This is a genomic window from Streptomyces sp. V3I8 (genome assembly GCF_030817535.1).
In the GTDB taxonomy this organism is placed as follows: domain Bacteria; phylum Actinomycetota; class Actinomycetes; order Streptomycetales; family Streptomycetaceae; genus Streptomyces.
In genome coordinates, this window is the sequence record NZ_JAUSZL010000002.1 from 864,751 (window position 1) to 890,257 (window position 25,507).

At 71.4% G+C, this 25,507-nt stretch carries 21 protein-coding genes and 1 pseudogene; 11 read left to right on the top strand and 11 right to left on the bottom strand.

What is annotated here, in order from left to right; all coding sequences use genetic code 11:
* Positions 1 to 3 precede the first annotated feature (3 nt).
* The 5 genes from QFZ75_RS04160 to QFZ75_RS04180 all read left to right on the top strand — a co-directional run bounded on the left by QFZ75_RS04160 (position 4) and on the right by QFZ75_RS04180 (position 5,350).
* Positions 4 to 993, top strand: coding sequence for a carbohydrate ABC transporter permease (locus tag QFZ75_RS04160; RefSeq protein ID WP_307533900.1), 990 nt, complete (start codon positions 4 to 6; stop codon positions 991 to 993).
* Between the two features lie 22 nt (positions 994 to 1,015).
* A complete protein-coding gene (locus QFZ75_RS04165; RefSeq protein WP_307544211.1) occupies positions 1,016 to 1,876 on the top strand; it encodes a carbohydrate ABC transporter permease in 861 nt (286 codons plus the stop codon).
* Between the two features lie 47 nt (positions 1,877 to 1,923).
* Positions 1,924 to 3,282, top strand: coding sequence for a GH1 family beta-glucosidase (locus tag QFZ75_RS04170; RefSeq protein WP_307533901.1), 1,359 nt, complete (start codon positions 1,924 to 1,926; stop codon positions 3,280 to 3,282).
* Positions 3,283 to 3,615: 333 nt separating this feature from the next.
* Positions 3,616 to 4,008: a hypothetical protein gene (locus tag QFZ75_RS04175; protein ID WP_307533902.1), complete on the top strand. Its 393-nt coding sequence runs from the start codon at positions 3,616 to 3,618 to the stop codon at positions 4,006 to 4,008.
* 94 nt (positions 4,009 to 4,102) lie between these two features.
* Positions 4,103 to 5,350: an aromatic acid exporter family protein gene (locus QFZ75_RS04180; RefSeq protein WP_307533903.1), complete on the top strand. Its 1,248-nt coding sequence runs from the start codon at positions 4,103 to 4,105 to the stop codon at positions 5,348 to 5,350.
* Between the two features lie 15 nt (positions 5,351 to 5,365).
* Here the strand turns inward: QFZ75_RS04180 and QFZ75_RS04185 are convergent, their stop codons facing one another.
* The 11 genes and pseudogenes from QFZ75_RS04185 to QFZ75_RS04235 all read right to left on the bottom strand — a co-directional run bounded on the left by QFZ75_RS04185 (position 5,366) and on the right by QFZ75_RS04235 (position 16,914).
* On the bottom strand, positions 5,366 to 6,091 hold the full coding sequence (locus QFZ75_RS04185) for a DUF2470 domain-containing protein (protein ID WP_307533904.1): 726 nt from the start codon (positions 6,089 to 6,091) through the stop codon (positions 5,366 to 5,368).
* Positions 6,092 to 6,188: 97 nt separating this feature from the next.
* Complete coding sequence (locus QFZ75_RS04190) at positions 6,189 to 7,073, bottom strand: pentapeptide repeat-containing protein (RefSeq protein ID WP_307533905.1); 885 nt, start codon at positions 7,071 to 7,073, stop codon at positions 6,189 to 6,191.
* 68 nt (positions 7,074 to 7,141) lie between these two features.
* Positions 7,142 to 7,614 (bottom strand): annotated as a pseudogene (locus QFZ75_RS04195) (SDR family NAD(P)-dependent oxidoreductase); the annotation flags it as partial.
* Between the two features lie 121 nt (positions 7,615 to 7,735).
* Positions 7,736 to 9,037 (bottom strand): alpha/beta fold hydrolase, encoded by a 1,302-nt coding sequence (locus tag QFZ75_RS04200; protein WP_307533906.1) that lies wholly within the window; start codon positions 9,035 to 9,037, stop codon positions 7,736 to 7,738.
* 176 nt (positions 9,038 to 9,213) lie between these two features.
* The gene (locus QFZ75_RS04205; RefSeq protein WP_307533907.1) at positions 9,214 to 10,239 is read right to left on the bottom strand and encodes a LacI family DNA-binding transcriptional regulator; all 1,026 of its coding nucleotides are present in this window, start codon (positions 10,237 to 10,239) and stop codon (positions 9,214 to 9,216) included.
* Between the two features lie 79 nt (positions 10,240 to 10,318).
* Entirely contained in the window at positions 10,319 to 11,740 is a 1,422-nt protein-coding gene (locus tag QFZ75_RS04210) for a BNR repeat-containing protein (RefSeq protein ID WP_307533908.1), read from the bottom strand.
* 59 nt (positions 11,741 to 11,799) lie between these two features.
* Entirely contained in the window at positions 11,800 to 12,120 is a 321-nt protein-coding gene (locus tag QFZ75_RS04215; protein ID WP_307533909.1) for an L-rhamnose mutarotase, read from the bottom strand.
* Between the two features lie 76 nt (positions 12,121 to 12,196).
* Positions 12,197 to 13,282: a rhamnose ABC transporter substrate-binding protein gene (gene rhaS / locus QFZ75_RS04220; RefSeq protein WP_307533910.1), complete on the bottom strand. Its 1,086-nt coding sequence runs from the start codon at positions 13,280 to 13,282 to the stop codon at positions 12,197 to 12,199.
* Positions 13,283 to 13,377: 95 nt separating this feature from the next.
* Positions 13,378 to 14,367: an ABC transporter permease gene (locus tag QFZ75_RS04225; protein ID WP_307533911.1), complete on the bottom strand. Its 990-nt coding sequence runs from the start codon at positions 14,365 to 14,367 to the stop codon at positions 13,378 to 13,380.
* Positions 14,360 to 15,400 (bottom strand): ABC transporter permease, encoded by a 1,041-nt coding sequence (locus QFZ75_RS04230; RefSeq protein ID WP_307533912.1) that lies wholly within the window; start codon positions 15,398 to 15,400, stop codon positions 14,360 to 14,362. The genes QFZ75_RS04225 and QFZ75_RS04230 overlap by 8 nt, the downstream gene beginning before the upstream one ends.
* Positions 15,397 to 16,914, bottom strand: a complete 1,518-nt coding sequence (locus QFZ75_RS04235; RefSeq protein WP_307533913.1) for a sugar ABC transporter ATP-binding protein — start codon at positions 16,912 to 16,914, stop codon at positions 15,397 to 15,399. Before QFZ75_RS04235 ends, QFZ75_RS04230 begins: the two co-directional genes overlap by 4 nt.
* Before the next feature lie 283 nt (positions 16,915 to 17,197).
* On the opposite strand from QFZ75_RS04235, the gene rhaI reads away from it, so the two are divergent.
* From rhaI to QFZ75_RS04265, 6 genes are all read left to right on the top strand, one after another.
* Entirely contained in the window at positions 17,198 to 18,358 is a 1,161-nt protein-coding gene (gene rhaI, locus QFZ75_RS04240) for an L-rhamnose isomerase (RefSeq protein WP_307533914.1), read from the top strand.
* 209 nt (positions 18,359 to 18,567) lie between these two features.
* Positions 18,568 to 20,607 carry a bifunctional aldolase/short-chain dehydrogenase gene (locus tag QFZ75_RS04245; RefSeq protein ID WP_307533915.1) on the top strand — a complete coding sequence of 680 codons (2,040 nt, stop codon included), beginning with the start codon at positions 18,568 to 18,570 and terminating at the stop codon, positions 20,605 to 20,607.
* Positions 20,608 to 20,630: 23 nt separating this feature from the next.
* The gene (locus tag QFZ75_RS04250) at positions 20,631 to 22,064 is read left to right on the top strand and encodes a rhamnulokinase family protein (RefSeq protein WP_307533916.1); all 1,434 of its coding nucleotides are present in this window, start codon (positions 20,631 to 20,633) and stop codon (positions 22,062 to 22,064) included.
* A gap of 177 nt (positions 22,065 to 22,241) precedes the next feature.
* Positions 22,242 to 22,994 (top strand): (Fe-S)-binding protein, encoded by a 753-nt coding sequence (locus QFZ75_RS04255; protein ID WP_307533917.1) that lies wholly within the window; start codon positions 22,242 to 22,244, stop codon positions 22,992 to 22,994.
* On the top strand, positions 22,991 to 24,472 hold the full coding sequence (locus QFZ75_RS04260) for a LutB/LldF family L-lactate oxidation iron-sulfur protein (protein WP_307533919.1): 1,482 nt from the start codon (positions 22,991 to 22,993) through the stop codon (positions 24,470 to 24,472). Before QFZ75_RS04255 ends, QFZ75_RS04260 begins: the two co-directional genes overlap by 4 nt.
* Positions 24,469 to 25,116 carry an LUD domain-containing protein gene (locus QFZ75_RS04265; RefSeq protein ID WP_307533920.1) on the top strand — a complete coding sequence of 216 codons (648 nt, stop codon included), beginning with the start codon at positions 24,469 to 24,471 and terminating at the stop codon, positions 25,114 to 25,116. The genes QFZ75_RS04260 and QFZ75_RS04265 overlap by 4 nt, the downstream gene beginning before the upstream one ends.
* Positions 25,117 to 25,507 lie beyond the last annotated feature (391 nt).

Genomic DNA, 25,507 nt, shown 5'->3' on the forward strand with positions numbered 1-25,507 from the left:
TCGATGACCGTGACCGCACAGCCCGCGGTCGGTAAGGAAGCACCGCCCGGTGCGCCGGCGCCCACCCCGCGCCGCCGCACCGGGCGGGTACGCCGGAACGTCCTGCCGTATCTGCTCCTGCTGCCCGCCCTGCTCCTCGAACTCCTCGTCCACCTGGTGCCGATGGTCATCGGCATCGTCATGAGCTTCAAGGAGCTCACGCAGTTCTACATCCGTGACTGGGGCGCCGCGCCCTGGGCCGCGTTCGACAACTACACCGTGTCCGTGGATTTCGACGCGCCCATCGGCAAGGCGCTGCTCCACTCGTTCTTCGTCACCTGCGCGTTCACCGTGCTGTCCGTCGGCCTGTGCTGGCTGCTCGGCACGACGGCCGCGGTGTACATGCAGGAGAACTTCCGCGGCCGGGGCTTCCTGCGGGCGGTGTTCCTCGTCCCGTACGCGCTTCCGGTGTACGCGGCCGTCATCACCTGGGCCTTCATGTTCCAGCGGGACAACGGCCTGGTGAACCACGTGCTGCACGACCAGCTGGGTCTCACCGACAGCCCGTCCTTCTGGCTGATCGGCGACAACAGCTTCGTCGCGCTGCTCGTCGTGTCGGTGTGGAAGGGCTGGCCGTTCGCCTTCCTCATCGTGATGGCCGGCCTGCAGAACATCCCCAGGGAGCTGTACGAGGCGGCGTCCATCGACGGCGCCGGGATGCTCCAGCAGCTGCGCCGCATCACGCTGCCGTCGCTGCGCCCGGTCAACCAGGTGCTGGTCCTGGTGCTCTTCCTGTGGACGTTCAACGACTTCAACACGCCCTACGTGCTGTTCGGCAGGGCGGCGCCGGAAGCCGCCGACCTGATCTCGATCCACATCTACCAGTCGTCGTTCGTGACGTGGAACTTCGGGGCGGGTTCGGCGATGTCCGTGCTGCTCCTGCTGTTCCTGCTGGTCGTGACGGGCGTCTACCTCGTCCTGACCTCACGCGGACGGAGGGCCGCCGATGCCTAGGACCACGATGCCCAGGACCCCGATGACGGCGCCGCGCTCGCCGATGGCCGCGCCGCGCTCCTTCGTCTGGTCGCGCCGGATCTTCCTCACCCTGCTCACCGGTTTCGTCCTGCTGCCGGTGTACGTGATGCTGTCCAGCTCCCTCAAGCCGCTGGAGGACGTGTCGGGCGAGTTCCGCTGGATCCCCAGCGGGCTCACGATCCGCCCCTACATCGACATCTGGTCGACGGTCCCGCTGGCGAAGTACTTCGTCAACTCGCTGATCGTGGCGGGCGCGGCGACGGTCCTCTCGGTGGCGATCGCGATCTTCGCGGCGTACGGGGTGAGCCGCTACCGCTTCCGCGGCAAGCGCCTGTTCACCGTGACCGTGCTGTCCACCCAGATGTTCCCCGGGATCCTCTTCCTGCTCCCGCTGTTCCTGATCTACGTGAACATCGGCGACGCCACCGGCATCGCGCTCTTCGGCTCGCGGCTCGGCCTGATCCTCACGTACCTGACGTTCTCGCTGCCGTTCTCGATCTGGATGCTGATCGGGTACTTCGAGTCGGTGCCGCGCGACCTCGACGAGGCCGCGATGGTGGACGGCTGCGGGCCGCTCGGCGCGCTCTTCCGGGTCGTGGTGCCCGCCGCGGTCCCCGGGATCGTCGCCGTCGCGGTGTACGCGTTCATGACGGCGTGGGGCGAGGTGCTGTTCGCGTCCGTGATGACCAACGACACCACCCGTACGCTCGCCGTCGGCCTGCAGGGCTACGCCACCCAGAACGACGTGTACTGGAACCAGGTCATGGCCGCCTCACTCGTGGTGAGCGTGCCCGTGGTCGCCGGGTTCCTGCTGCTCCAGCGCTATCTGGTCGCCGGACTGACCGCCGGGGCCGTCAAGTGACCACACTCCGCCTACCGCCCGACTCCCCCCGTTCCGAGAGGACCTCTGTGACCATCGATCTCGCCGCTCTCCCCCAGGACTTCCTGTGGGGCACGGCCACCTCGGCGTACCAGATCGAGGGCGCGGTGGCCGAGGACGGCCGTTCGCCCTCCATCTGGGACACGTTCTCGCACACTCCGGGGAAGGTCGACGGCGACGACCACGGGGACACGGCCTGCGACCACTACCACCGGTGGCGCGAGGACATCGGCCTGATGAAGGAGCTGGGCACCAACGCCTACCGGCTGTCGGTCGCCTGGCCGCGGGTCGTGCCGGGCGGCGACGGCCCGGTCAACGGCAAGGGGCTGGACTTCTACGACGCGCTGGTCGACGGCCTGCTGGAGGCGGGCATCACCCCGTCGGTCACCCTCTACCACTGGGACCTGCCGCAGGTGCTCCAGGACCGGGGCGGCTGGTCCGAGCGCGACACCGCGTACCACCTGGCGGCGTACGCGGCGGTCGTGGCCGAACGCCTCGGCGACCGCGTCCAGCACTGGACGACCCTCAACGAGCCGCTGTGCTCGGCCTGGATCGGCCATCTGGAGGGCCGGATGGCGCCGGGCCTGACCGACCTCCCGACGGCGGTCCGCGCCTCCTACCACCTGCTCCTCGGCCACGGCCTCGCCACCCAGGCGATCCGCGCCGCGGCCCCCGGCGCCCAGGTCGGCATCGTCAACAACCTGTCCTCCGTCGTGGCCGCCACCGACCGCCCCGAGGACATCGCGGCGGCCCGGCGCATGGACGGGCACACCAACCGCTGGTGGCTCGACCCGGTCCACGGCCGCGGCTTCCCGGCGGACATGCGCGAGGTGTACGGCGTCGAACTCCCGGAGCGGGCAGGGGACCTGGCGACCATGGCCCAGCCGCTGGACTGGCTGGGACTGAACTACTACTTCCCGTCGGCCGTCGCGGACGACCCGACGGGCCCGGCCCCGTACGCGGCCGACGTCCGCCGTCACGGCGTACCGCGCACGGCCATGGACTGGGAGGTCGACGCGGCCGGCATCGAGAGCCTGCTGCTGCGCCTGACGGACGAGTACGGCGCCCGCAGGCTGTACGTCACCGAGAACGGCTCCGCCTATCCGGACGTCGTACGCCCGGACGGCACGGTCGACGACCCCGAGCGCGCCCGGTACCTCGAACAGCACCTGGCGGCGTGCGCCTCGGCGGTCCGCAAGGGAGCGCCGCTCGCGGGCTACTTCGCGTGGTCGCTGCTGGACAACTTCGAGTGGGCGTACGGCTACGACAAGCGGTTCGGCCTCGTCCACGTCGACTACCGGACGCAGCGGCGCACGGTGAAGGGCAGCGGGCGCCGTTACGCGGAGATCATCCGCGAACACGGCGGGAGCGGACGGCAGGCCGCCTGACCCTCACCGGACCGACCGGTCCAGCTCGTCGAGGGCGGCGAGGAGCTCCGGGGCCACCGTGTCCCGGAGCCACGCACCGGCTGCCGTCGTCGAGGACGAGCTCCTCGCCGCTGTTGTACGCCCCTCGCCGGGCGCCCGGCAGGGGACGGGCCTTGCCGGGACCCCGGCCGCCTCCAGAACCCGCCCGGCCCTTTCCTCCGACGCGATCCCGCCTCTCGTCATGAGGGCCCAGGCCACGGATTCCGCCCCCGGGGGGCGCGGGGAACTGCGCGACCGGCCCCCACGGACCCCGCCCCAGAGCCCGGGAAAGGGCCGAGCGCCTAAGCTCCACGCATGGAACAGAGCGAGATCATCCTCCGAGCGATCGGCGTCCTGACCGAGACCCAGGAAATGGTGCGCCGGCTCAACGAGGAGACCACGGTCGACATAGACGCCGGCGAGGCCCAGCTGGGCAGGCTCGTCACCGAGGTCTTCCCGTCGGTCGAGGTCCCCGGCGACGCCACTCCCGCCGAGGCCGGCCAAGCGGTCGTCGACGCCCTGATGCCCGCGGCCATCTCCCTCGTGGGCGCGTTCGCCTTCCTGTTCTCGGAACTCGCCGACATCCACGACACGGGCCGCTCCGAGATCAAGAGCACCGAACTCCTGCGCGCCCTCGCCCTGCGCCTGTCCGACACGGACTCGAACGCGGGTCCGGAGACGGACCCCCGCCCGGACGGCGACGCGTGACCGCTGCCCGGTAGCCACCGACCGGGCGGGTCATCTGCGGAGCTGCATCCTCCGGATGTGTTCGGCGCAGCCCTCGAACGGGAAGTGGCCAAAGATGCAAGATGTACGTGAGATGTGGGCCGCCGGCGCCGCCCAGGTGGCGAAGTGGCGCCAGGAGCCCGTGATCGTCCAGTCCGTCCGATCGGCGGCGGCCGCCACGCTGGCGTACGTGGTCGCCCTGCACCTCAGCCCGGAAGCCGCGCCGCTCACCGCTCCGCTGACCGCGCTCCTCGTCGTCCAGGTCACCCTCTACTCCACCCTCACCACCGGGGTACGGCGGGTGAACTCCGTGGTCGCCGGGGTCCTCGTCGCCATCGGTTTCAGCGCCCTGGTGGGGCTGACCTGGTGGAGCCTCGGACTGCTCATCCTGGCCTCGCTGGCCGTCGGCCATCTGGTGCGGGTCAGCGAGTTCGTGCCCGAGGTGGCGATCAGCGCCATGCTGGTCCTCGGCGTCACCCGCCACGGCGACACGGCCTGGGCCCGCATCCTGGAGACGGTGATCGGCGCCGTGGTCGGACTCGGCTGCAATCTGCTCTTCGCTCCCCCGGTGTGGGTCGGCGCCGCCGGTGAGTCCATCGAGGACCTGGCCCGCCGGATGCGGCGGCTGATGCGGCGCGTCGGCGAGGAGGCGGCCGGCCGCACACCGGTGGCCGTCGCCGCCGAACGGCTGCACGAGGCGCGCCGGCTCGACCACGACATCGTCGACGTGGACGCGGCCCTCAAACAGGCCGAGGACAGCCTGCGGCTCAATCCGCGTGTACGGGAAGGGCTGCTGCACCGGGTCGTCCTGCGTACCGGCCTCGACACGCTGGAGATCTGCACGGTGGTCCTGCGGGTGCTCACGCGCACCCTGACCGATCTCGCCAAGGAGCGCGAGCCCGAGCCGCTGTTCGAGCCGCACGTCGGAGCGACGTTCGAGCAGCTGCTGTCCGAGGTCGGCGATGCCGTGGTCAGCTTCGCGGTCCTGGTCACCACCGACGTCAGCCGCAGCGCCGAGTCGGCCGAGTCGCGGCTCGCCTCGGAGCTGGCCGCCGCGACGGCCACCCGCGAGAAGCTGGCCCAGCTGCTGCTGGCGGAGGTGCAGCGGGACGCACGCCAGTGGCAGTTGTACGGCGCCATGGTCACCGAGGTCACCCGGATCCTCGACGAACTCGACATGGAGCACCGCTCCCGTCGGCTGCTGGAGGAACTGGACCGCTGCACGCGCGAACAGCGCGAGCGCATGCCCCGGCTGGACCGCCTGAACCGGCGTCTGCGCTCCGCCCGGGGTGACAAGCGGGCCACCGCGGGGCGCGGCAGGTGACGCTCCGCCGCCCCGTCAGCCCTCGCTCTCCGTGCGCTGGCGCCGCGACGTCCGCGGGCAGGCGGCCAGGCCGGCCTGGGTGAGCAGGACGTGCATGCGCTCGGTGAGCTGTCCGACGTCGTCCGCCGGGCGGTGGAAGGGCAGGCGTACGTCACCGTGGCCGCGGACGCGCTCGATGCGCAGCGTCAGCCCGTGGCGGTCCACGGCGAGCGGCTGCACCCGTACGGCGCCGTGCAGGCTGTCCGGTTCGACGAGGCGGGTCAGCCGCTCGACGGCGTCCGGGTGGGCGTCCGCGAGATGGGTCAGCAGCTGCGCCTCGGCGAGGACCAGCGGGTCGGGCTCGGCGGCGGCGTACTCGTCGAGGTCGACGACGACCGCCCCGCCGGGCTCGCGCAGCACGGCACGGGTCGGACGGAACGTCAGGTGTTCGTCCTCGGGCGTGAACCAGCCCGCCATCCAGAGGCGGGCGCGGATGCGCTGACGCACGGGGACGGGCGAGACGTCGGCGAACTCCAGGACGGCGGACGGCTCTCCGCGCGGCGCGCAGATCGCGGCCGTGGTGAGCGTGCTGTCGTCCGGCAGGTGCAGCAGCACCCGGCCGTCCCCCGCGACGGTGTGTACGCCGATGAACTCCTCCCGGCCGCCTTCCGCGGTCACCGCGCAGGACCATGCCGCGGCAAGTACCGACCTGGCACGTTGCGCCGTGGCCGGTGCGGCCGTCCAGCTGTGACGGTCACCCATCCCGAACCTCCCTTAGGTAAGCCTTGCCTAACCTACCGAAGTTCGGGGTGTACGCCAACCGGGCGGCGCCGGTCACGGCACCTCTGCCGTTCCCGGTTCACGCCGTCCAGTGGGCGGGGCGGGTGAACGACTCCGGGAGCCGGGTGCCCGCGCTGCCCCGGGCGGCGTCGAGCTGCGGCTGGGTGAGGAAGAGGGCGCCGGTCAGGTCGGCGTCCGTGAGATCGGCGTCGCGCAGGTCGGCGCCGATCAGCTCCGCGCCCCGCAGGTCGGCGCCCGTCAGGTCGGCGGCGATGAGGTACGCGCCGCGCAGGTTCGCGCCGCGCAGGTCGGCGCCCCTGAGCCGGGCGCCCATCAGGTCGGCACCCCGGCGGTCCTTCTTCTTGCCGTTCTTGCCGTTCTTCCCCTTTTTTCCGTTCTTCTCGTTCCCGCTCTGGGCGAGACCGGCACGGGACAGTTCGCCGGCGCGCAGCAGCAGGGCGTTGACGTCCTGGCGGACCGCCGCCACGTCCAGCTCGGCGAGTTCCTCCGGGGGTCGGCGGGTGAGCGCCTCGGTCCGGTCGAGCGCGCGGCGCAGCTCGGGGTGGAGCGGCAGGGCCGCGGGCAGGGCGAGCGCCTCGGTGAGGTACCAGAGCAGTTCCTGCAGATGGCGTACGGTCCGGAACACGTCGAACATCAGACGGGCCTCGTCCCCGGGGCGCGAGCGCCAGTCCTCGCCGCCGAAGGTGACCTGCGAGACCTTCTGGCCGGCGCCGAAGCAGTCGTAGACCGTGCAGCCGTTGAAGCCGCGCTGCCGCAGTTCCGTGTGGATGCCGCAGCCGAAGTCCGTCCGGAGGTTGCGGCACGGGCTGCCGGCGGCCTTGTCGACCGCGAAGTCCGCCGAGGCGGCGAAGGGCAGCGCGACACAGCACAGCCCGAAGCACCGGGCACAGTCCGCCTTCAGCTCGGTGCGGGCGGGCGCGGCGCCGCCGGGTTCGTCTCGCATGCCTCCCACCCTACGCAGCGCGCGCCCGTACCGGCCGGGGGGTCCGTCCGGGGCCGGCCGGCCCCGGCCTACGCCATGTCGCAGAGCATCGCCAGGTTGCTCACCAGCAGGCCGCCGTCGACCGGGAGGGTCACCCCGGTGATCCAGGACGCGTCCGCCGAGGCGAGGAAGGCGACGGCGGACGCGATGTCGGCGGGCTCGCCCACCCGCCCCGGCGGGTAGTGGGCGGCGGCGCGTTCGAGGAACCCGCCCCGGCCGTCCCGGGCGCCGGTGCGGCCTTCGCCGCGCTGTACGCGTGGGAGCCGAAGTGCCGCTCGGCGTCGACCGAGCCGATGCCGACGATCGCGCCCCGCCCGCCGGCCGCCGTCAGGTGCGGCAGGGCGGCACGCACGCAGCGGCAGGCGCCGCGCAACGTGATCTCGAAGTCCTCGTACCAGGGGCCGTCCTCGTGCTCGTCGAAGGACGCGGGGCCGGTGTGGCACGCGTAGGCGTTGTCGACCAGGACGTCGAGTCCCCCGAAGGAGTCCACCGCGGCCGTGACGAGTACTCCGTAACCGGTGAATCGTGTCATGGGATCAGCCCAGGAGTGGTTTTCGGGTGCGGGCCCGTCGCGGCCGGTCGCGCGGTTCCCCGCACCCCCGGAGGGCTCCCCCACGGGGCGCTCAGGCCTCGTCCCTCGCCAGTGCCAGCAGGCGGTCCAGGACCCGGGGGCCGCCCGCCCGCACGCCGTCGTGTTCGAACTCGTCCGTCACGTAGGTGCGCAGACCACGGATCGTGCGGGCCGTCCGCAGGGCGTGGGCGGTGTCGACGTACATGTCGTCGTGGTAGACGGCCGCGGCGACGGGGACCTCGTTGGCGGCGAGGCGGTCGGGGTGGTAGAGGACGGGCCAGTCGGTGCGTTCGGCGAGGAGGTCGGCCGTCTCGCGCAGCGGGCGCAGGGCCGGGTCGCAGTCGAAGGTCCAGGGGTGGACGGACTCGCCGGTGAACAGGAGCGGACCGTCGCCCGCGAGGGTCTTGGCCGCGTCGAACTGGGGGAAGTCGGCGCGCACCCGCTCGGCGGACCAGGCGGTGGGACGCTCGCCCTGGGCGTAGCAGGCCTCGTGGACCAGCGCGTACAGGGGATGTCCGGCGAAGGACAGGAGGGACTGGACGTCCTCCTGGAAGGCGTCGGAGAGGGCCGGGCCCTGTGCGGTGCGGACGAAGGCGTTCTCCAGGAGGTAGTGCAGCCGGTGGCTGCCCTCGCCGCCGCCGAGGAGGATGCCCAGGGACTGGAAGGCCTCGACGGTGAGCCGGTAACCGCCGTTCAGGACGGGCTCGTTGAGCAGGACGTACTCGGCGATCCGCCGGGCCCGCTCGACGTCCTGGGGGTAACGCGCGTAGTGCGCGGCGACCTTGCGCTCGATACGCGGGTAGGCGGCCCGGTAGACGTCGTCGGCGTGGCCGTCGAGGGTGGGCAGTCCGCCGGTGATCAGGGCCGCGTCGAGGCCCTCGGGCGCGGTGGAGAGGTAATGGGTCGCGCAGAAGCCGCCGAAGCTCTGGCCGAGCACGGTCCAGGGGGCGCCGCCCGTGACCGCCGGGCGGATCGCCTCGCAGTCGCGGACGATGGAGTCCGCGCGGAACAGCGCCAGGTAGTCGGCCTGTTCGCGGGGGCCGCCGCGCAGCGGGAGCGTCTGCCGGTTGGCGGGCGTGGAACTGCCGGTGCCGCGCTGGTCGAGGAGCAGGACGCGGTAGTCCTCCAGGGCGCGGCCGAGCCAGGCCTGTCTGCCGACGAAGCGGTTGGCGCCGAAGCCGGGGCCGCCCTGGAGGTAGATCAGCCAGGGCAGGTCCCGGTCCACCCGGTCGCTCGCGACCACTTCACGGGCGTACAGCTCGATCGTCTCGCCCGTGGGGGCGTCGTGGTCGAGCGGCACAGTGAACCGGCGGTCACGCAGGACGACACCGGGCTGACGGTAAGTGGCACTCAAAAGGGGCTCCCGAGACGGATGGATTCCTGATCGCGAACCAGTTCAGCACAAGTTCTCCGGCGGGCCGAGGCCGGGGATCAAGAAAACCGTACTGACCGGCCGATCAGACTGCCGCCCGTGACCGTACTGAACAACCGCTCAGCAGGGACCGCCGCCCGGCCGGTCCGCCCAACCGGTCAGCGGGGCGGGAGACTTGAGCGCCGGACCACCAGTTCCGGCTGGAGCACCACGCGCCGGTGCTGGTGCGGGGTGGGGGCCGTCTCCGCCTCGGTCTCCTCGAGGAGGAGTTCCGAGGCGAGCGCGCCCATGGTCACGGCGGGCTGGCGCACCGAGGTCAGCGGGACGGCCGCGGCGGCCGCGAACTCGATGTCGTCGTAGCCGACGATCGCGAGGTCGTCCGGGACGCTCACGCCGGCCGCGAACATCGCCTGCAGGACGCCGAGGGCGAGCAGGTCGTTGGCGCAGAAGACGGCGGTCGGCCGGTCCGCGAGGCCGAGGAGCCGGGCTCCCGCGTCGCGGCCCGCGGCCACGTCGAGACGCTCTGTGGGCAGCTCGCGCAGGTGCTGCGGGCCGAGTCCCGCCTCGTCGAGGGCGTTCAGGGCGCCCGTACGGCGGTCCGCGACCTGGGTGAGTCCGGGCGGCCCGCTCACGTACGCGATGGAGCGGTGCCCCGCGTCGACGAGGTGCCGCACGGCGAGGGCGCCGCCCGCGACGTCGTCGACGGACACCGAGCACTCGGTGGTGCCCTCGGCGACCCGGTCGACGAGGACGAAGGGGATGCCGTGGCGGCGGAACGTCTCGATGTTGCGGCCGGTCGCGTCGGCGGGGGTCAACAGGACGCCCCGTACGCGCTGTTCGGCGAAGAGCGACAGGTAGTCGGCCTCCTCGCCGGCGCTCTGCGCGCTGTTGCAGACCATCACGCCGAGGCCGGCCTCGCGGGCCGCCCGCTCGGCGCCGCGTGCCACGTCCACGAAGAAGGGGTTGCCCATGTCGAGGACGAGCAGGCCCATGATCCGGCTGCGCCCGGCGCGCAGCTGCCGCGCCGACTCGCTGCGGACGTAGCCGAGCCGGTCGATGGCGGAGAGCACGCGGGCGCGGGTCTCGGAGGCCACCGTGTCCGGGCGGTTGATGACGTTCGAGACCGTGCCGACGGAGACTCCGGCGACTCGGGCGACGTCCTTGATACCCACCGACTGGGCCATCAGGCGGTTACCTCCGGGAGAACGGTCAGTGGTGGGCACGCGGCCACATTACCCGCGTGCCCACCCGGAACGGACTGCGTCATGCGGGCAGCCCGAAGTCGATGACGCGCAGCGCCGACGGTGTCGTACCGGTGGACCTGACCTGGTACAGGACGGACAGCACGCCGTCCTGGGCGATCCTCGTCTCGTCGACGAGGACCTCGCCGAAGGCGTTCAGGCCGCTGCCGTCGAACAGGGTCGTCCAGTCCGTGTGCCCGGAGGCGGCGGACGCGGCGGCGATGCGTCCGAAGGGCAGGATCGCGTACGCGTTGTCGTACTTGTCGAGGACCAGTCGGGTGCGCTGACTGGAGTTGAGGGCGACCGGTATCTCGGTCTTGCGCCAGGTACCGGTGGCGGCCTTGCGAAGGTGGAAGGCGCGGCCGTTCGCCGTCCGGTCGCTGACGTAGTTCGTGGTGCACTGGCCGAAGCGGCCCGGCACGTAGCTGATGATCGCGTGCGGCCGGCCCGCGGAGTCGGTGGCCTGGCTCTCCTGGTTCATCAGGGAGTGGTCCGGGTCGAGGGCGTCCACCACCAGGCCGCTGTCGGTGACGGCGACCTTGTCGGAGCCCCCGGTGGTGCCGACGACCGTGCCCGCGTCGTTGCGCCAGGTGCGGCCGCGGTCGTCCGAGTAGACGTAGCCCGTGTCGTGGTTGGTGATGCCGCCGGCGTTGCACATCACCGCGGCGTTCTGCTCGCGCCAGGTGAAGAAGGAGTGCAGCCGGCCGTTGCGGTCGTAGTCGATGCCGTGCAGGTACATGTTGCGGACGGTGCTGGAGCCGTGCGCGCTGGTGTACGTGCCGGTCGAGCTGCTCCACTCGCCGAGGTCGCTCCAGGACGTGCCGTTGTACTCGGCGAGGGCGTGGCGGCCGTTGCCCGAGACCCCCGTGCGGTAGCTGAGCTGGAGCTTGCCGTCGGGCAGGGAGACGAACTGCGGGTACGTGAACTGGGAGGTGAGGGCGAGCCCGTCGAGGCTGGACTGCGGCGCGCCGAACCGGCTCGCGGTCCAGGTCAGGCCCGCGGGATTGTCCATGAGCCCGGCCACCGACTTCACGTAGGTGAAGCCGTCGCTGTGGGAGTCCATGGTGAGGTGGAGGCGGCCGTCGGTCTTGGACAGGCCCATGGAGATGACGTTGTGGGAGTCGTCGTAGCGCAGGGTGTGTCCGACCTTCACGGTGGACCAGGTGCTCGCACCGAGTGCCCGGCGGCCGACGACGGCGTTGCGGTCCGCGGTGTACCAGACGGCGTACTGGTGGCCCTTGTGGGTGAGCAGGCCATTCTTCTGGAACGAGTTGTTGTTGACCAGGCCGTCGTAGGAGACGAAGAAGATGGCCTGGCCGTCGAGCGTGGTGGTGGCCCCGCGGGTGACCGAGGGGCCGGGGGCGGCCGCCCTGGCGGTACCGGCGAGGGCCGGGGCCGCGACGGTGCCGAGCAGGGCGGTCGTGAGCAGGGTGCGTCTCTTCATGTTCGGGGCTCCTTGGCGTGTGGGGACGAGGAGGACGAGCGTGGGAAGAGCACGGTGGATCAGGCGAGGTGGAAGACCTCGGTGAGCGGTTTCATGGCCTCGTCGGGACGGGCGCCGTCCAGCGATTCGAAGAACGGCGCCATCTCGGCCTGCCAGCGGGCGTTGACCCCGGTGGCCTCCATGCCCGCCTGCGCGGCGGCGAAGTCCTCGGTCTCCAGGTACCCGACCAGCAGGCCGTCCTCGCGGAGGAAGAGCGAGTAGTTGTGCCAGCCGGTGGCCGAGAGCGCCTCCTGCATCTCGGGCCACACGGCGGCATGTCTCTCGCGGTACTCGTCGAGCCGGTCCGCGCGGACCTTGAGCAGGAAACAGACGCGCTGCATGAAGTACCGCTCCGGAGTCGGTGGGGGGTGGACCTGCGTCGGCCGGACCGCCCGCGGCGCGCGGGCGGCCGGGCTGTCAGAAGTCGAACTGGTCGATGTTCTTGGCGGTGAACACGGTCGGCTTGCCGAGGTTGATCACGCCGTCCTTGCCGATGGTGTACTCGCCCATGTCGCCGGCCTTGAAGGTCTCGCCCTCCTTGCCGGTGATCTGGCCGGAGACCAGCGCGACGGAGGTGCGGGCGGCCAGCTCGCCGAGCTTCGCCGGGTCCCACAGCTCGAAGCCCTCGACGGTGCCGTTCTTCACGTACTTGCGCATGTCGTTCGGGGTGCCGAGGCCGGTGAGCTTGACCTTGCCCTTGTACTTGGAGCCCGACAGGTACTGGGCGGCGGCCTTGATGCCGACGGTGGTCGGGGAGATGATCCCCTTCAGGTTCGGGTACTCCTGGAGCAGGCCCTGGGTCTGCTGGAAGGACTGCTGGGCGTCGTCGTTGCCGTAGGCGGTCTTGACGAGCTTGATGTCCTTGTACTTCGGGTCCTTGAGCTCGTCCTTCATGAAGTCGATCCAGGTGTTCTGGTTCGTCGCCGTCTGCGCGGCGGACAGGATCGCGATCTCGCCCTTGTAGTCGATCTGCTCGGCGAGCAGCTGCACCTCGGTGCGGCCCAGGTCCTCGGCGCTGGCCTGCGAGACGAAGGCGTTGCGGCAGTCGGTCTTGGTGTCCGAGTCGTAGGTGACGACCTTGATGTCGTTCTTCATGGCCTGCTTGAGCGAGGTGCACAGGGCGCCCGGGTCCTGCGCGGAGACGGCGATGGCGTCGACCTGCTGCTGGGTGAGCGTGTTCACGTAGGAGACCTGGCCCGCGGTGTCGGTGCCGCTGTTGGTGCCGACCTCCTTGTACTTCGAGCCCAGCTCGGTGAGGGCCTTCTCGCCGCCCTTGTCGGAGGAGGTGAAGTACGGGTTGTTGACCTGCTTCGGCAGGAAGCCGACGGTCAGGCCCTTCTTGGTGGCCGCGTTCGGGTCGGCCTTGCCGGCCGAGGCGTTGGAGCCGCCCTCGTCCTTGACGTCGTCCTTGGAGGTTCCGCCGCCGCAGGCGGTGAGCGCCAGGGCCAGAGAGGTGGTGGCGGCGAGAACCGCACAGGCTCGGCGGAGGGATGACTTGCGCATGGCTGGGTCCTTTACTGGGATGAGTACGGTGCGCCCCTTCAGGGGCGCGGGGAACTGCGCGACCAGCCACAGACGGCCCGCAGATGGCAAACGGCTTAACCGGCGGGGCTCTGCGCTCTGCGCCCCGCCCGTGCGACGGAGACCTGCCGTGCAACGCGGGGTCCGAGCACGGACAGAACCAGCAGCACACCGGTGACGACGATCTGCGACTGGGCGGAGACGTCCTGGAGGCTCATCACGTTCTGCAGCGCGCCGAGCAGGAAGACCCCCGCGATCGCTCCGCCGAGCGTCCCCTTGCCGCCGTCGAAGTCGATGCCGCCGAGCAGGACGGCCGCGACGACGGAGAGTTCGAGCCCCGTGGCGTTGTCGTAGCGGGCGCTGGCGTAGTGCAGCGCCCAGAAGATGCCGGTCAGCGAGGCCATGAGTCCGGTCACGGTGAACAGGATCAGCTTCTGCCGCTTGACGCGGATGCCGGCGAACCGCGCGGCTTCCTCGTTGGCGCCGACCGCGAACAGGGATCGCCCGAACGGGGTGGCGTGCAGCGCGACCACGGCGATCGCGAGCAGGACCAGGAAGGGGAGGAACGCGTACGGGATGAAGGTGTCGCCGATGCGTCCGGCCGCGAAGTCCAGGTACTGGGTGGGGAAGTCGGTCACCGCGTCGGAACCGAGCACGATCTGCGCGATGCCCCGGTAGGCGGCGAGCGTGCCGATGGTGACGGCCAGGGACGGCAGTCCCAGGCGGGTCACCAGCAGTCCGTTGACCAGCCCGCACACCACGCCGAGGAGCAGGCAGATCGGGATGATCGTCTCGATGGTCATGCCCTGGTTCCACAGGGCTCCCATCACGGCGCCGGACAGGCCGGCCGTGGAGGCCACCGAGAGGTCGATCTCACCGGACACCACGAGCATCGTCATCGGCAGCGCGATCAGCGCGATGGGCAGCGTGTTGCCGATGAGGAACGACAGGTTGAGCGCGTTGCCGAAGCCGTCCACGGTGGTGAAGGAGAGCAGCAGCACGACGATCAGGAGGGCGCCGACCACCGTGTCCCAGCGGACGGCGCGCGTGAGAGCGGAGTCAGCCATGGCGGGCGTTCCTCTTCTTCAGGGCGGTCGCCACCCGCAGGGCGACGATCCGGTCGACCGCGATGGCGAGGATGAGCAGGATGCCGTTGATGGCGAGCACCCAGACGGAGCTGACACCGAGGGCGGGCAGCACACTGTTGATGGAGGTCAGGAGCAGTGCGCCGAGGGCCGCTCCGTAGACGCTGCCGGAGCCGCCGGTGAAGACGACGCCGCCGACGACGACCGCGCTGACGACGGTGAGTTCGTAGCCGTTGCCGGTGCCGGAGTCGACGTTGCCGAACCGGGCGAGGTAGAGGGCGCCCGCGAGACCCGCGAGGGCTCCGCAGAAGGTGTACGCGGCGAGGATCCGCTTGCGTACGGGGATGCCGGCGAGGCGGGCGGCCTCCGGGTTGGAGCCGAGCGCGTAGAGCTCGCGGCCGCTGCCGAAGTGCTTGAGGTAGTACGCCGTCGCGACCAGGACCGCCAGCGCGATCAGGGCCAGGTACGGCACGGCGGAGATGCCGCCGGCGCCGAAGTCGATGAAGCCGTCGGGCAGGCCCGCCGCCGTGATCTGCCGGGAGCCGACCCAGATGGAGTCGATGCCGCGGATGATGTAGAGCGTGCCGAGGGTGACGACGAGCGCGGGCACCTGGCCCAGGCTGACGAGCAGTCCGTTGACCAGGCCGCAGCCGACGCCGAGCAGGACCGCGAGGAGGATCGCGACGACGGAGTTGCCGCCGCCCTCCAGATAGGTGCCGGCGGCGAAGGCGCTGATGCCGAGCGTCGAGCCGACCGACAGGTCCACGTTGCGGGTGATGACGACCAGCGACTGGCCGGTGGCGACCAGCACGAGGATGGTCGCGTTCAGCAGGAGGTCCTTGATGCCCTGCTCGGACAGGAAGTCGCTGTTGCCGATCTGGGTGATGACGATCATCACCAGGAAGACCAGCAGGATGGCGAGTTCACGCATCTTGAAGACGCGGTCCACCAGCCGGGTGCCGCTGGACTTGGACACCTCGGCGGCGGGGGCGGGGTTGGGAGCGGTGACCGTCACGCGGCTGCCCTCCCGGTGGCTGCGGCCATCACGGTTTCCTCGGTGGCGTCGGTACGTGCGATCTCGGCGGTGAGCCGGCCCTCGTGCATGACGAGGACCCGGTCGGCCATGCCGAGGATCTCGGGCAGGTCGGAGGAGATCATCAGGACGGCGACCCCGTCGGCGGCCAGCTGGCTGAGCAGCCGGTGGACCTCGGCCTTCGTGCCGACGTCGATGCCGCGGGTGGGCTCGTCGACGATCAGCACCTTGGGGCCGGTGGCCAGCCACTTGGCGAGGACGACCTTCTGCTGGTTGCCGCCGGACAGGGTGTTGACGGTGTCGGCGATCCGGGCGTACTTGACCTGGAGCTTGACGGCCCAGTCGAGGGAGCGGCTGCGTTCGGCGCCGCGGTCCATCAGTCCCGCTTTCACGGTCTTGCGTAGTCCGGTGAGGCCGATGTTGCGCTCGATGGACATGTCCATCACCAGGCCCTGGGCGCGGCGGTCCTCGGGGACGAGGGCGAGTCCCGCGGCCATGGCCGTGGAGGGCGCGCCGTTCGTCAGCTTCTTCCCGTCGAGCTCGACCTCTCCGGCGTCCCAGCGGTCGACGCCGAAGACGGCCCGGGCAACCTCCGTGCGTCCGGCGCCGACGAGGCCGGCCAGGCCGACGATCTCGCCGCGCCGGACGTCGAAGGAGACGTCGGTGAAGACACCCTCGCGGGTCAGCCGCCGCACGCTCAGGGCGACCTCGCCGGCCCGGACGTCCTGCTTGGGGTAGAGCTCGTCGAGGTCGCGGCCGACCATGCGGCGGACGAGGTCCTCCTCGGCCATGCCGTCGATCGGTTCGCTGGAGATCAGGGCGCCGTCGCGCAGGGTCGTGACCCGCTTGCAGATCTGGAAGATCTCCTCCAGGCGGTGCGAGATGAACAGCACGGCCGAGCCCTGTTCGCGCAGCGTGCGGACGACTCCGAAGAGCCGGGACACCTCGCTGCCGGTGAGGGCCGCGGTCGGCTCGTCCATGATCAGGACGCGCGCGTCGAAGGAGAGCGCCTTGGCGATCTCGACGATCTGCTGGTCCGCGATGGACAGGCCGCGCGCCGGGCGGTCGGGGTCGAGCTCGACGCCGAGCCGCTGCATGAGGGCGAGGGTGGCGGCGTGGGTGGCCTTGTGGTCGATCCGGCCGAGCGCGCGCCGCGGCTGGCGGCCCATGAAGATGTTCTCGGCGATCGACAGGTCTGGGAAGAGCGTGGGCTCCTGATAGATCACGGCGATGCCCGCGTCGCGGGCGTCGGCGGGACCGTGGAAGACGGTGGGCTCGCCGTCCAGGAGCACCTGACCGGCGTCCGGTCGGTGCACGCCGGCGAGCGTCTTGATGAGGGTCGACTTGCCCGCGCCGTTCTCACCGGCGAGTGCGTGCACTTCGCCGGGGAACAGTTCCAGGGACACGTCCCGCAGGGCGCGTACTGCGCCGAAGGACTTCGAAATGTCCTTGAGCGCCAGCACGGGGGCCGGACCCGCGTCGGACCGGTCAGTCATGAGGGCTCCTCAACGACGCGGGCGATGCGGCCTCACGACGTCGTGAAAGGTTTCAACTAGGTTGCCGGGACGTTAGACATGTAGCCCAGGTCACGTCAATGGGTACCGGCCGAAATTTTCGATAGCCAAAGGTCACAACCGAGTCACGGCAACGTGTACGCGCCGGAGGGGTTGACAGCCTTTCGGGGGGCTCATAACTTCTGCCTTCTGAATCGTTTCAGAGCCCTGGCGTTCAGAAGCCGTTCGGAACCGATGCCACAACGGAAGTCACAGGAGCCCCGAAGTGACCGAGCTCGCCGCGGTGAAGGCCGCCCTCAAGACCCAGGCAGTAGAGACGCCGTCGTGGGCGTACGGGAACTCGGGAACCCGCTTCAAGGTGTTCGCGCAGCCCGGCGTGCCCCGCGATCCTTTCGAAAAACTTGACGACGCGGCGAAGGTGCACGAGTTCACGGGCGCGGCGCCGACCGTGGCGATGCACATCCCCTGGGACAAGGTCGAGGACTACGCGGCACTGGCCAAGCACGCCGAGGAGCGCGGCCTGACCCTCGGCGCGATCAACTCCAACACCTTCCAGGACGACGCCTACAAGCTGGGCAGCATCTGCCACCCGGACGCCGCCGTGCGCCGCAAGGCCGTCGACCACCTGTTCGAGTGCATCGACATCATGGACGCGACGGGTTCGAAGGACCTGAAGCTGTGGTTCGCGGACGGCACGAACTACCCGGGGCAGGACGACCTGCGCGAGCGCCAGGACCGGCTCGCCGAGGGTCTCGCCCAGGTGTACGAGCGCCTCGGTGACGACCAGCGGATGCTGCTGGAGTACAAGTTCTTCGAGCCGGCCTTCTACGCGACCGACGTGCCGGACTGGGGCACCGCGTACGCCCACTGCCTGAAGCTCGGCCCCAAGGCGCAGGTCGTCGTCGACACCGGGCACCACGCGCCGGGCACCAACATCGAGTTCATCGTCGCCACGCTGCTGCGGGAGGGGAAGCTCGGCGCGTTCGACTTCAACTCGCGGTTCTACGCGGACGACGACCTGATGGTCGGTGCCGCCGACCCCTTCCAGCTGTTCCGGATCATGTACGAGGTCATCCGGGGCGGCGGGTTCACATCGGACGTGGCGTTCATGCTCGACCAGTGCCACAACATCGAGGCGAAGATCCCGGCGATCATCCGCTCCGTGATGAACGTGCAGGAGGCGACGGCGAAGGCGCTGCTCGTGGACCGCGACGCCCTCGCCGCCGCGCAGCGCTCCGGCGACGTGCTCGCCGCGAACGCCGTGATCATGGACGCCTACAACACGGACGTACGGCCGCTGGTGGCGGAGGTCCGGGGCGAGCTGGGGCTCGACCCCGACCCGATCGCCGCGTACCACCGGTCCGGGTGGGCTCAGAAGATCGCCGAGGAGCGGGTGGGCGGGCAGCAGGCGGGGTGGGGGGCGTAGTCGCTGCGCTCGACCTCGGCGGGTGCGCCGGGTCGGGCCGGCGGACCGGTGGTCCTGCGGCCCGGTGGCGACGGTCCGCTCGCCGTGGGGCTGGAGGCCGGTGGCCGACCGCGGGGCTCAGGTGGCTGGTCGCGCAGTTCCCCGCGCCTCCCTCGGGGCCCTGAGGCCCCCTTTCTTCTCTCTCCCCTCTCTTCTTAAGGAACTGGAACATGGCAACCCATCCTGAAGCCGCTGCTCTGCTGGGGCGGTCCAACCGGCTCGGCGCCGATCCCCGCAACACCAACTACGCGGGCGGGAACACGTCCGCGAAGGGGACCGGGACCGACCCCGTGACCGGCGGGGACGTCGAGCTGATGTGGGTCAAGGGGTCCGGTGGCGACCTGGGGACCCTCACCGAGGCCGGGCTCGCCGTGCTGCGGATCGACCGGCTGCTGGCGCTGAGGGACGTCTACCCGGGCGTCGAGCGCGAGGACGAGATGGTCGCCGCGTTCGACTACTGCCTGCACGGCAAGGGCGGGGCCGCCCCCTCGATCGACACCGCCATGCACGGGCTGGTCGACGCCGCACACGTGGACCACCTGCACCCCGACTCCGGGATCGCGCTCGCCTGCGCCGCCGACGGGGAGAAGCTGACCGCCGAGTGCTTCGGGGACAGCGTGGTGTGGGTGCCCTGGCGTCGGCCCGGTTTCCAGCTGGGGCTGGACATCGCCGCGGTCAAGGAGGCCAACCCGCAGGCCGTCGGCTGTGTCCTCGGCGGGCACGGCATCACCGCCTGGGGCGACACCGCCGAGGAGTGCGAGCGCAACTCGCTGCACATCATCCGTACCGCCGAGGAGTTCCTCGTCGAGCGCGGCAGGGCCGAGCCCTTCGGCCCCGTCCTCGACGGGTACGCGGCCCTCGGCGGCGCCGAACGCCGGGAGCGGGCCGCCGCCCTCGCGCCGGTGATCCGCTCGCTCGCCTCCCAGGACCGCCCGCAGGTGGGCCACTTCACCGACTCCGAGGTCGTCCTCGACTTCCTCGCGAGCACCGAGCACCCGCGCCTCGCCGCCCTCGGCACCTCGTGCCCGGACCACTTCCTGCGGACGAAGGTCAGGCCGCTCGTCCTGGACCTGCCGCCCACCGCCCCGCTGGACGAGGCGGTCGCGCGGCTGAAGGAACTGCACGGCGCGTACCGAGAGGAGTACGCGGCCTACTACCGGCGGCACGCCGACGCCGACTCCCCCGCCATGCGCGGCGCGGACCCGGCGATCGTGCTGATCCCGGGTGTCGGCATGTTCTCCTTCGGCAAGGACAAGCAGACCGCGCGGGTGGCCGGCGAGTTCTACGTCAACGCCATCAACGTGATGCGCGGCGCGGAGGCCGTCTCGACGTACGCGCCGATCGAGGAGTCCGAGAAGTTCCGCATCGAGTACTGGGCCCTCGAGGAGGCCAAGCTCCAGCGCATGCCGAAGCCCAAGCCGCTTGCCACCCGGGTCGCGCTCGTCACGGGTGCGGGCAGCGGTATCGGCAAGGCGATCGCCGAGCGGCTCGTCGCCGAGGGCGCGTGTGTCGTGATCGCGGACCTCAACGGGGAGAACGCGGCCGAGGTCGCCACCGCGCTCGGCGGTCCCGACAAGGCCGTCGCCGTCACGGTCGACGTGACCTCCGAGGAGCAGATCGCCGAGGCCTTCAAGGCGGCGGTCCTCGCCTTCGGCGGTGTCGACCTGGTCGTGAACAACGCCGGCATCTCCATCTCCAAGCCGCTCCTCGAGACTACGGCGAAGGACTGGGACCTGCAGCACGACATCATGGCCCGCGGCTCCTTCCTCGTCTCGCGCGAGGCGGCCCGGGTGATGATCGCGCAGGGGCTGGGCGGAGACGTCATCTACATCGCGTCCAAGAACGCGGTCTTCGCGGGCCCGAACAACATCGCCTACTCGGCGACCAAGGCCGACCAGGCCCACCAGGTCCGCCTCCTCGCCGCCGAGCTGGGCGAGCACGGCATCCGGGTCAACGGCGTGAACCCCGACGGCGTCGTCCGCGGCTCGGGGATCTTCGCCGGCGGCTGGGGCGCCCAGCGCGCGGCCACCTACGGCATCGAGGAGGAGAAGCTCGGCGAGTTCTACGCCCAGCGGACCATCCTCAAGCGCGAGGTCCTGCCGGAGCACGTCGCCAACGCCGTGTTCGCGCTGACGGGCGGCGACCTCACGCACACCACCGGTCTGCACGTCCCGGTCGACGCCGGCGTCGCCGCCGCGTTCCTCCGATGACGGACCTCGCCCGGGAATCGGCTGTGAAGTCGTACGCCGCGGTCGACCTCGGCGCGTCCAGCGGACGCGTCATGGTCGGCCGCGTGGGCCCCGACACGCTGGAGCTGACGGAGGCCCACCGGTTCCCGAACCGGCCGGTGCGCACCCCCGAGGGCCTGCGCTGGGACATCCTCGCGCTGTACGCGGGGGTCCTGGACGGGCTGCGCGCGGCCGGGCACGTCGACTCGGTCGGCATCGACAGCTGGGCCGTGGACTACGGCCTGCTCGACGCCGACGGGGCGCTGCTCGGCAACCCGGTGCACTACCGGGACACCCGCACGCAGGGTGTCGCGGAGAAGGTGTGGGCCACCGTGCCCGCCGCCGAGCTGTACGCGGCCACCGGACTGCAGTACGCCCCCTTCAACACGCTCTACCAGCTGGTGGCGGCCGGCTCCTCCGCCCAGCTGGCGCACGCGAAGCGCCTGCTGCTCATCCCGGACCTGCTGACGTACTGGCTGACGGGCGAGGCCGGCACGGAACTGACCAACGCCTCCACCACCCAGTTGATCGACCCGCGCACCGGCGACTGGGCGTACGACGTCGCGGCCCGCCTCGGTATCGACCTGGAGCTGTTCGCGCCGCTGCGCCGGCCCGGGGACCCGGCCGGTCTGCTGCGGCCGGACGTGCTGGAGGAGACCGGGCTGACGGGTCCGGTACCGGTGACGACGGTCGGCTCCCACGACACGGCCTCCGCGGTGGCGGCCGTTCCGGCGGTGGGCGAGCGGTTCGCGTACATCTGCACCGGCACCTGGTCGCTGGCGGGCCTGGAGCTGGCGGCACCCGTCCTCACCGAGGCGAGCCGCGCGGCGAACTTCACCAACGAGCTGGGCCTGGACGGCACGGTCCGCCACCTGCGCAACATCATGGGCCTGTGGCTGCTCCAGGAGTGCCTGCGGGAGTGGGGCAACCCAAACCTGGGCGACCTGCTGTCCGCCGCGGCCGAGGTGCCGGCGCTGCGGTCCGTCGTGGACGCGGGCGACGCGGTGTTCCTGGCGCCCGGCCGGATGCCGTCCCGGATCGCCGACGCGTGCCGCGCGTCGGGGCAGCCCGTGCCCGGGTCGCCCGCCGAGATCACCCGGTGCATCCTCGACTCGCTCGCCCTCGCCCACCGCAAGGCGGTCTTCGAGGCGCAGGAGCTGGCCGACCATCCGGTGGACGTCGTCCACATCGTCGGCGGCGGGGCCCGCAACGCCCTGCTGTGCCGCCTCACGGCCGACGCCTGCGGGCTCCCCGTGGTGGCGGGTCCGGCGGAGGCGGCGGCCCTGGGCAACGTCCTGGTGCAGGCCCGGGCGCAGGGCCAGGTCGGCGACCGGGCCGAGATGCGCGCCCTGCTCGCCCGCACCCAGCCCCTGACCCGCTACGAGCCCCAGGGCAGCACCGCGGCCTGGCAGGCGGCGGAGAACCGTCTGAGCCGATGACATGAGACCGCCCAAGCACCGGCGCCCCTTCAGGGACGCGGAGCCGTATCGATCTGCGGCTCCGCCGCGGGGCGCGACCAGCCACGACGGACCGCCACCCGGCGACGCACCCCGTTCCGGCAGGACCCCGCGCCGCGTACCGTGCACCCATCCGACGAACAACCCCGAGGAGCCGCGATGCGTGTCGCTCTGTTCCTGACCTGTGTCAACGACACGCTCTATCCGGACACCGGCCGGGCCGTGGTGAGACTGCTGACCAGGCTGGGCGTCGACGTCGACTTCCCGATGGCGCAGACCTGCTGCGGGCAGGCCCACTACAACACCGGCTACCGGCACGAGGCGGAACCACTGGCCCGGCACTTCTCCGAGGTGTTCGGCGGGTACGAGGCCATCGTGACCCCCTCCGGATCGTGCGGCGCGATGGTCCGTGAGCTGTACCCGCGGATGGGGGCGCGGGCCCGTGCTGAGGGCCGCGGCGACGGCCTCGCCACCACCTTGGCCCCGGTCGTGCCGAAGACGTACGAGCTGACCGAGTTCCTGGTGGACGTGCTGGGCGTGACCGACGTGGGCGCGTACTACCCGCACACCGTCACCTACCACCCCACCTGCCACGGCCTGCGCAGCCTCGGCCTCGGCGACCGCCCGGGCCGGCTGCTCCGGTCCGTCAAGGGACTTGAGCTGAAGGAACTGCCGGGCGCCGACGAGTGCTGCGGCTTCGGCGGCACCTTCGCCCTCAAGAACTCCGACGTGTCGGCGGCCATGGGTACCGACAAGGTCCGCAACGCGGAGTCGACCGGCGCCGACGTGCTGTGCGCCGCCGACAACTCCTGTCTCATGCACATCGGCGGGACCATGACCCGGCTGCGGACCGGCATGCGCCCGGTGCACATCGCGGAGATCCTGGCGAGCACGGAAGAGGAGCCGGTATGAGCGGCGGGACGTATCTCGGTATGCCGGCCTTCCCGAAGGCCGCGCACGAAGCCGTCCGCGACACGACCCTGCGCGGCAACCTGCGCCACGCGACGCACACCATCCGCGCCAAGCGCGCGACCGCGGTCGCGGAACTCTCCGACTGGGCCGAGCTGCGCGAGGCCGGCAAGCAGATCAAGGACCACACGCTCCGCAACCTCGACACCTACCTGGTGCAGCTGGAGGAGTCGGTCACGGCGGCGGGCGGCACCGTGCACTGGGCCGTCGACGCGGACGAGGCCAACCGCATCGTCACGCGCCTGGTGAAGGCGACCGGCGAGAGCGAGGTCGTCAAGGTCAAGTCGATGGCCACGCAGGAGATCGGCCTGAACGAGGCGCTCGAGGCCGAGGGCATCGACGCCTACGAGACCGACCTCGCCGAGCTGATCGTGCAGCTGGGCAAGGACCGCCCCTCGCACATCCTCGTCCCGGCCATCCACCGCAACCGCGGCGAGATCCGCGACATCTTCGCGCGGGAGATGGGCGAGTGGGGCCGCCCGGCCCCCGAGGGCCTCACCGACACGCCCGCCGAACTGGCCGACGCCGCGCGCCTGCACCTGCGCGAGAAGTTCCTGCGGGCCAAGGTCGGCGTCTCCGGCGCCAACTTCATGGTCGCCGAGACGGGCACCCTGGTGGTGGTGGAGTCCGAGGGCAACGGCCGGATGTGCCTGACCCTGCCCGAGACGCTGATCTCGGTCGTCGGCATCGAGAAGATCGTGCCGACCTGGCAGGACCTGGAGGTCTTCCTGCAGACCCTCCCCCGCTCCTCGACGGCCGAGCGCATGAACCCGTACACCTCGACGTGGACGGGCACCACGGACGAGGACGGTCCGCGGGACTTCCACCTGGTCCTCATCGACAACGGGCGCACCGACACGCTGGCCGACGAGGTGGGCCGGCAGGCGCTGCGCTGCATCCGCTGTTCGGCGTGCCTCAACGTCTGCCCGGTGTACGAGCGGGCGGGCGGCCACGCGTACGGCTCGGTCTACCCGGGCCCGATCGGCGCGATCCTCAGCCCCCAACTGCGGGGCACCGGAAGCGAGATCGACGCCTCGCTGCCGTACGCGTCGTCGCTGTGCGGCGCCTGCTACGACGTGTGCCCGGTGGCGATCGACATCCCGGAGGTGCTGGTGCACCTGCGCGAACGGGTCGTGCAGGGCGGTCCCGTGACCCGCGAGGGTGCCCGGGTCGTCGTCAAGCCGGCCAAGGGGCACGCCGCCGAGCGGGCGGCGATGCGCGCCGCGCGGTGGGCGTTCAGTCATCCGGGCGCGCTGCGCACCGGCCAGCGGCTCGCGTCGCGGACGCGCCGCTTCCATCCGCGGACGCTGCCCGGACCCGGCAGGGCCTGGAGCGAGACCCGGTCGCTGCCTGTGGTGCCCGCGGAGCCGTTCCGCGACTGGTGGCAGCGCACGCACGGCGGAAAGGACACGGCGAAGTGAGCAGCAGGGACCTGATCCTGGCCCGGGTGCGGCGCGCGATCGCCGATGTGCCCCGGGACGACACGCCCTACGAGCAGGCCTTCGAGCGCGGGTACCTGCGCGAGCACGGGTCCCGTGACGCCGGGCGGACGGTGGATCTGCTGGCGGAGAACCTGGCGGACTACCGGGCGCTCGTGCACCGCTGCACGGCCGGCGAACTGGCGGCGACGATCGCCCGGCTGCTGGCCGAACGAGGTTCGGCGTCGGTCGCCGTACCGACGGGCCTGCCCCCGGAGTGGCTCGCGGCCACCGACGTCACCCAGGTGCCCGACAGCGCCGCGGACACCCCGGCCGAACTGGACCGTGTCGACAGTGTGGTCACGGCGTGCGCCGTCGCCGTCGCCGAGACCGGCACCATCGTGCTGGACGGGAGCCCGGACCAGGGCCGCCGCCGGATCACCCTGGTCCCGGACCACCACATCTGTGTCGTACGCGTGCCCGACCAGGTCGTGTCCTCCGTGCCCCGGGGTCTGGAGCGCCTCGATCCGCTCCGCCCGCTGACCTGGATCTCCGGCCCGTCCGCCACCAGCGACATCGAACTCGACCGGGTCGAGGGGGTGCACGGTCCGCGCACCCTCGAAGTGGTGCTGGTGAGCGGGGAGTGACGGGCGCGGTCGGCGTGCGGGGAGGGCGCGGGGGCCGGTCGCGCGGTTCCCCGCGCCCCTTCGGGGCGCTGCCCCGCCGTGGCGTCATGCCGCGCCTTTGCGTGCGGTCGTGCCGCGGCCGGCCAGGCCGCAGGCCCAGCGTTCGTCGAAGCCCGCGTTCGTCGAAGCCCGCGTTCGTTGAAGCCCGCCAGGAAGCCGGCCGCGCCCCGGAAGCCCCGGAAGCCCCGGAAGCCCCGGAAGGCGGTGCCCGCCGCGGGAAGGCGGCCCACCGCACCGGTACGGTCACCGACGTCACGGAGTCGTCACTTCAGCAGGCCCTTGTCCTCCAGGTACGTGCGGGCGACGTCCTCCGGGAGTCCGCGCCGGCTGTCCCCCTGTTCGTTCGTTTGTT